Source organism: Flavobacterium sp., assembly GCF_023151265.1.
Taxonomy (GTDB): Bacteria; Bacteroidota; Bacteroidia; order Flavobacteriales; family Flavobacteriaceae; genus Flavobacterium.
This window is the reverse complement of sequence record NZ_JAKLJH010000145.1, coordinates 1-6,342: the sequence shown is the minus strand read 5'-3', so window position 1 is coordinate 6,342 and position 6,342 is coordinate 1. Positions and strand designations below refer to the sequence as shown.

The window sequence follows — 6,342 nt, the reverse complement described above, 5'->3', positions numbered from 1 at the left end:
GAATAAAAGTTCCTCAAAATGGAAATTATACAATTGGTATTGGCGCTGTTGACGGATTCTTCACAAACGATCAAAATATTTATCTAGAAGATAAAGAAAACAATACAATTCACGATTTAAGACTTAATCCTTACAGCTTTACAGCTAACGCAGGAAATCATCCAAATCGTTTTGTATTACGATACACGAACGAAACTTTAGGTGGCGATGATTTAGTAGCTGATGATGCTAATTTATGGGTATACTCTTCAGATGTATTATCTGTAAAATCAACAAAAAACACAATTCAATCGGTAAGAGTATTTGATGTTTTAGGAAGACACTTAGCATATTATCCAAATGTTGATGGCTATGAAGTTCCTTTAACTACAATTCAGAAAAACAATGCTGGATTGATAATTCAAGTAACATTATCAAACGGATCAGTTATTAGTAAAAAAGCAATTTACTAATCATAAATATTTTAAAAAACTCCAAAAAGACCTTTGCTTTAAATAGTAAAGGTCTTTTTCTTTAGAATAAGCCTCACGTTCAAACGAAATATTATAATAAGCTGCTCTCCTATCTTTATATTGCACCAATCGAACTAAAAATTCAATTCCATACCAAATAAAAAAGAAGACAATCAAAAGTTCCAATTGTTGTCTAATATGAATTCTTTCATGATTTAGTAAAACAGAATGCGATTTATCTTTTTTATCCGATAAAAACACAAACGGAAAAAAAGTAAACCCACGGAAACCTTTTGGAATTAAATATTTAAAAACTAGTACTATCATTTCATGCAAAGTTGCTAAATTTGTCGATATGAATAACGATTTAAATCCGAATAATTTAAAAGAAGGGGAAGATTTCTATTATACACCCGAAGGATACAAGTGTTTCACAGAAAAATACCATCTAAAAAGAGGTTATTGTTGTAAAAGTGGGTGCAGACATTGCCCTTATGGTTTTGATAAAAAAACCGGAACTACCAAGAAAAAATAAAATGGATATACAATTATTCAAATACCGAATTAAAATTCACAAGTCCTATCATAGGTCTGATATTCGTTATCCCTAGTTTTTCAAATCAAAATTGAGGAAGAAAATAAATTAACGAATTAACACAACAAAAATGACATTTAAAGAACAAATATTAGAAGGAATTCCATCGGTTTTACCAAATCCAAAACCGTATGAAACTGAAATAAATCACGCACCAAAAAGAAAAGAAATTCTTTCAAACGAAGAAAAAAAATTAGCTTTAAAAAATGCACTTCGTTATTTTGATGCAAAACATCATGCCGAATTAATTCCAGAATTTAAAGCTGAATTAGAAACTTACGGAAGAATTTACATGTATCGTCTGCGTCCAGATTACAAAATGTATGCGAGACCAATTAATGAATATCCAGGAAAGTGCGAACAAGCGAAAGCGATTATGTTAATGATTCAAAACAATTTGGATTATGCTGTGGCACAACATCCGCACGAACTAATTACGTATGGTGGAAACGGTGCGGTTTTTCAAAACTGGGCTCAATATTTATTAACCATGAAATATTTGGCCGAAATGACCGAAGAACAAACGTTAGCCATGTATTCGGGTCACCCAATGGGATTATTTCCATCACATAAAGACGCACCGAGAGTTGTAGTTACGAATGGAATGGTTATCCCAAATTACTCCAAACCAGACGATTGGGAAAAAATGAATGCTTTAGGTGTTTCGCAATACGGACAAATGACAGCTGGAAGTTACATGTATATTGGTCCACAAGGAATTGTGCACGGAACAACAATCACAGTTTTAAACGGTTTCAGAAAAATTAAAAAATCTCCAAAAGGTGGATTATTTGTAACTTCTGGATTAGGAGGAATGAGTGGAGCTCAACCAAAAGCGGGAAATATTGCAGGTTGCGTTACAGTTTGTGCTGAAGTAAATCCAAAAATCACCCATATTCGTCATTCACAAGGTTGGATTAACGAAATTGTAGAAGATATTACATTATTAGTTGCTAGAGTTCGAAAAGCACTTGAAAATCAAGAAGTAGTTTCTATTGCTTACTTAGGAAATGTGGTTGATGTTTGGGAACGATTTGATCAAGAAAATTTACACATTGATTTAGGTTCAGATCAAACTTCTTTACATAATCCTTGGGCTGGTGGCTACTACCCTACTGGTTTTTCTTTTGAAGAATCAAATGAAATGATGGCTAATCATCCTGAGAAATTCAAAGAAGAAGTTCAAAAAACCTTACGTCGTCATGCAGCAGCAATTAACAAACATACAGCAAAAGGAACGTATTTCTTCGATTATGGAAATGCCTTTTTATTAGAAGCTTCTCGTGCTGGAGCCGATATTATGGCAGAAAATCATATCGATTTCAAATATCCAAGTTACGTTCAAGATATTATGGGACCAATGTGTTTCGATTATGGATTTGGACCATTCCGTTGGGTTTGTGCATCAGGAAATCCAGAAGATTTAGCTAAAACTGACAAAATTGCTTGTGATGTTTTAGAAGAAATGATGAAATATTCTCCAGAAGAAATCCAACAACAAATGGCGGATAACATTCAATGGATAAAAGGCGCGCAAGAAAACAAATTAGTTGTGGGTTCACAAGCAAGAATTCTTTATGCTGATGCAGAAGGAAGAATCAAAATAGCCGAAGCCTTCAATCAAGCAATTGCTCGTGGTGAAATTGGCTACGTAATTTTAGGAAGAGACCATCACGATGTTTCAGGAACAGATTCTCCTTATCGTGAAACTTCAAATATTTACGATGGTTCAAGATTTACAGCTGATATGGCCATTCAAAACGTAATTGGAGATAGTTTCCGAGGAGCAACTTGGGTTTCCATTCACAATGGCGGTGGCGTTGGCTGGGGCGAAGTAATTAATGGTGGTTTTGGTATGGTTCTTGATGGTAGTAAAGAAGCATCAAGACGCTTAGAGTCAATGCTTTTCTGGGATGTCAACAACGGAATTTCAAGAAGAAGTTGGGCAAGAAACGAAGGAGCTATTTTCGCAATAAAAAGAGCTATGGAGACGCAACCTTTATTGAAAATTACCATCCCTAATATAGTAGATGAATCATTATTATAGTTTCAGGTTTCAAGTTTCAAGTTGAGCTTCTAATTCCTGAAATCAAGAACTTAAAACTTAATATTATGAAAACACTAAAATTACTTTCGATTCTTTTTATAGCAACCCTTGCTTCTTGTAGTTCAGTAAGGGTAAATGCTGATTATGATAAAAAAGCAACTTTTACCAACTACAAAACTTATGCTTATTTAAAAAGCGGTATTGATAAAGCTGAAATTTCTGATTTAGATAAAAAAAGAATTTTGTATTCCATCGAAGAAGTAATGGCAACCAAAGGCTTTACTAAATCTGAAAACCCAGATGTTTTAATCAGTATTTTTACAAAAGAAAGAGAACGAGTTGATATTTATCAGAACTACGGTTTTGGTTGGGGTTGGAATCCTTACTGGGGAATGGGATATTCAAATGTAACCACTACTCCTGAAGGAACACTTTTTATTGACATAATAGATGCCAAAACAAAAGAATTAGTTTGGCAAGGTGAAGGAAGTGGTTATCTTACTAAAGATACAAATAAAAAAGATGCAAGAATAAAAGAGTTTGTTTCAAAGATATTAGAACAATATCCTCCAAAATAAAGAATTTAAAAGGTGTAAGTGTTAATTTACACCTTTTTCATTTAATATTAATTGTTTGGTAATATTAAACTTTAGCTTTTTCGTAATTTTGCATCCGCTTTTCAAATAAAGCAATTTACAAAATGAATTTTTTAAAGGTTTTGATACTATCTTTAAGTCTATTTTTAGTATCAAATAATAGTTTTTCACAATGTTTTCAAATTGAGAGTATTTTAGTTGATGCTTGTGATAACGGTTCAGACGAAGGATTTAATGAAATGTTTCGAATGAAAATTGGTCCCGCACCTCTAAATACAAGTAGTTTAAGTATCAACTGGCCAGCTCAAGCTTGGCTAAACTTAGTTCAAAACGCTACTACAGCTTCAAAAGTTAGTCAACTAAATACTGCAATTGCCGCTGCTGGAGGTTGTGGTCAAATTTTAGAACCAACAGGAGGAGTTCTTCCTGCTAATGCAACAGTTATTGTTGTTACAAGCCCCAATTTAGACACAACTTTAAATTCCTTCGGAGCTTTAACTTCAGATATATATATGTTATTTCAAAATACACCTTCAAATCCTAATGCAGGTCATTTTGGAAATTATAATGCTACACCTGCTACAAGAACTTTAAGTGTTTCTTTTGGAGGAGGTTGTACCGATAGCGTAACTTATCAACGTGCCAATCTTGTAAACTCAGTTGGAGGTGTTGGTGGCACAATATCAGATCTAAATGGATCAACAGTTAACTTCACTCCTTCTGGTACCGCTTCTTATGTAAATAATGGCTGTATTGCTCCTGTTCCTCCTTTTACTATTGAAGCAGGAACAACCCCAATAGCTTCTTGTGCTGGACAAACGATAAATCTATCTGGAGCTGCTCAAGGACAAACTAGCGTTACTTGGAGTGCAGCATCAGGAAGCTTTTCAACTCCAAATAATTTGTCAACTACTTACACGATACCAACAACCGCAACAGCCGGGAGCTCGATAACCCTAACCTTATCAGCAACAAACTCTTGTGGGACAACCATAACAGACCAAATAACAATTAATATTTCTGGCAGTACATTAACTTTAGACTCCTCAAACAACAATCAAGATATTTGTTCTGGTAATACTATTGCTCCTATTCAATATACTTTTGGTGGTGGTGTAACTAGCGTGAATGTAACAGGATTACCAACTGGTGTAACAGCTACAACTTCCGGAAATACAGTTACTATTAGTGGAATTCCTACTAGTCCTTTTTCATACACTGTAGATACAATTGGTGGATGTGGAATAGTACGTTTAGTGGGAAGTATTACTTTTTCAACAAATGCTACTTTAACTTTAGACTCTGCTAATAACAATCAAGATATTTGCTCTGGAAATGCTATCACTCCTATTCAATATACTTTTGGTGGTGGCGTAACTAGCGTGAACGTAATAGGATTACCAACTGGCGTTACTGCTACAACTTCTGGAAATACAGTTACTATTAGCGGAACTCCTACTTCTGGTTTTTCTTATTCTATTAATACTATTGGTGGATGTGGAACAGTACCTCTAGGAGGAAGTATTACTTTTTCGACAAATGCTACTTTAACTTTAGACTCTGCTAATAACAATCAAGATATTTGTTCTGGTAATGCTATTGCTCCTATTCAATATACTTTTGGTGGTGGTGTAACTAGCGTGAATGTAACTGGATTACCAACTGGTGTTACAGCTACAACTTCTGGAAATACAGTTACTATTAGCGGAACTCCCACTAATCCATTTTCGTACAATATAAATACTATTGGAGGTTGTGGAACAGTACTTTTAGGAGGAAGTATTACTTTTTCAACAAATGCTACTTTAACTTTAGATTCAGCTAACAACACTCAAAGTATTTGTTCTGGTAATGCTATTGCGCCTATTCAATATACTTTTGGTGGTGGTGCTACTAATGTTAATGTAACAGGAATACCAACTGGTGTTACCGCTACAACTTCTGGAAATACAGTTACTATTAGCGGAACTCCTGCTAATCCTTTTTCGTACAATGTAAATACTATTGGAGGTTGTGGAACCGTAACTTTAAATGGAACTGTTTCAGTATCATCTAATGCTACTTTAACTTTAGATTCGGCTAACAACACTCAAAGTATTTGTTCTGGAAATACTATTACGCCTATTCAATATACTTTTGGTGGTGGAGCAACAAGTGTGAACGTAACAGGATTACCAACTGGCGTTACTGCTACTACTTCTGGAAATACAGTTACTATTAGCGGAACTCCAGCTTCTGGGTTTTCTTATTCTATTAATACTGTTGGCGGTTGTGGAACGGTTACTTTAGGAGGTAGTATTACATTATCTGCTTCAGGAATTACTCCAACTTTTAACGCAATTGCTCCAATTTGTGAAGGCACAAGTAACTCCCCTCTTCCCGCAACTTCTATCAACGGAATAACAGGAACTTGGTCACCTAATTTTAACAATACTACTACTCAAACTTATACTTTTACACCTAACCCAGGTCAATGTGCTTCTTCTACAAGTTTGACGGTACAAATAACTCCAAAACCAATCTTAACTTACACAGTAACTAATTCTATTTGTGATGGAAATCCTTTAGATTTTGTATTAAGTAGTAATGTGCCAGGAACAACATACACATGGAGTGCTACTTTATCAAACATTACAGGAACTTACGTAACAA

4 protein-coding genes and 2 pseudogenes are annotated in these 6,342 nt (G+C 34.5%); 5 read left to right on the top strand and 1 reads right to left on the bottom strand.

Going from position 1 to position 6,342, the window contains the following annotated elements:
* Positions 1 to 452 (top strand): annotated as a pseudogene (locus L6Q46_RS11840) (hypothetical protein); the annotation flags it as partial.
* Here L6Q46_RS11840 and L6Q46_RS11835 read toward each other — a convergent pair.
* A complete protein-coding gene (locus tag L6Q46_RS11835; protein WP_291284473.1) occupies positions 453 to 779 on the bottom strand; it encodes a hypothetical protein in 327 nt (108 codons plus the stop codon). It lies immediately after the preceding pseudogene.
* 28 nt (positions 780 to 807) lie between these two features.
* Here L6Q46_RS11835 and L6Q46_RS11830 point away from each other — a divergent pair, with 28 nt between their 5' ends.
* From L6Q46_RS11830 to L6Q46_RS11815, 4 genes and pseudogenes are all read left to right on the top strand, one after another.
* Positions 808 to 987 (top strand): DUF5522 domain-containing protein, encoded by a 180-nt coding sequence (locus L6Q46_RS11830; RefSeq protein ID WP_111567629.1) that lies wholly within the window; start codon positions 808 to 810, stop codon positions 985 to 987.
* Between the two features lie 130 nt (positions 988 to 1,117).
* Entirely contained in the window at positions 1,118 to 3,094 is a 1,977-nt protein-coding gene (locus L6Q46_RS11825; RefSeq protein WP_291284472.1) for a urocanate hydratase, read from the top strand.
* Between the two features lie 65 nt (positions 3,095 to 3,159).
* Positions 3,160 to 3,672 (top strand): DUF4136 domain-containing protein, encoded by a 513-nt coding sequence (locus L6Q46_RS11820; protein ID WP_291284471.1) that lies wholly within the window; start codon positions 3,160 to 3,162, stop codon positions 3,670 to 3,672.
* A gap of 122 nt (positions 3,673 to 3,794) precedes the next feature.
* Positions 3,795 to 6,342: pseudogene (locus L6Q46_RS11815) on the top strand (hypothetical protein); the annotation flags it as partial.

Coding starts and splice junctions, on each gene's coding strand:
- L6Q46_RS11835 (WP_291284473.1), bottom strand. CDS start 779: ATGATAGTACTAGTTTTTAAATATTTAATTCCAAAAGGTTTCCGTGGG.
- L6Q46_RS11830 (WP_111567629.1), top strand. CDS start 808: ATGAATAACGATTTAAATCCGAATAATTTAAAAGAAGGGGAAGATTTC.
- L6Q46_RS11825 (WP_291284472.1), top strand. CDS start 1,118: ATGACATTTAAAGAACAAATATTAGAAGGAATTCCATCGGTTTTACCA.
- L6Q46_RS11820 (WP_291284471.1), top strand. CDS start 3,160: ATGAAAACACTAAAATTACTTTCGATTCTTTTTATAGCAACCCTTGCT.